Source organism: Paenibacillus forsythiae T98, from assembly GCF_000520735.1.
GTDB classification, from domain to species: Bacteria; Bacillota; Bacilli; order Paenibacillales; family Paenibacillaceae; genus Paenibacillus_AQ; species Paenibacillus_AQ forsythiae.
This window is the reverse complement of the sequence record NZ_ASSC01000218.1, coordinates 1-327: the sequence shown is the minus strand read 5'-3', so window position 1 is coordinate 327 and position 327 is coordinate 1. Positions and strand designations below refer to the sequence as shown.

The window sequence follows — 327 nt, the reverse complement described above, 5'->3', positions numbered from 1 at the left end:
GCTGCTCCGCCGGGAATACGGACTGCCCGGCCGCTTTACGGTTCTGTTCGTCGGCCGGATCATTCCCCGCAAAGGCGTGCGCATTCTGATACGGGCGACCGCTATGCTGGCAAGACGGCGGCCCGTGCATCTTGTCATTGCCGGGACGGGCAAAGCGGCCTACGTGCGGAGGCTCATGAAGCTCGCCCGGCGCTCAGGCCTGTCCGTCTCCTTCATCGGCGGTATTCCGCACGGGGAGATTCACCGGATCTACCAGCTCGCCGATTGCCTGGTCTGTCCTTCGCAGCGGCATGAATCCTTCGGGCTCGTCAATGTGGAAGCCATGGC

At 63.9% G+C, this 327-nt stretch carries 1 protein-coding gene; it reads left to right on the top strand.

Annotated elements, in window-relative coordinates; translation table 11 throughout:
- The coding region (locus L692_RS28080; RefSeq protein ID WP_036722635.1) for a glycosyltransferase at positions 1 to 327 on the top strand (327 nt) is incomplete at both ends.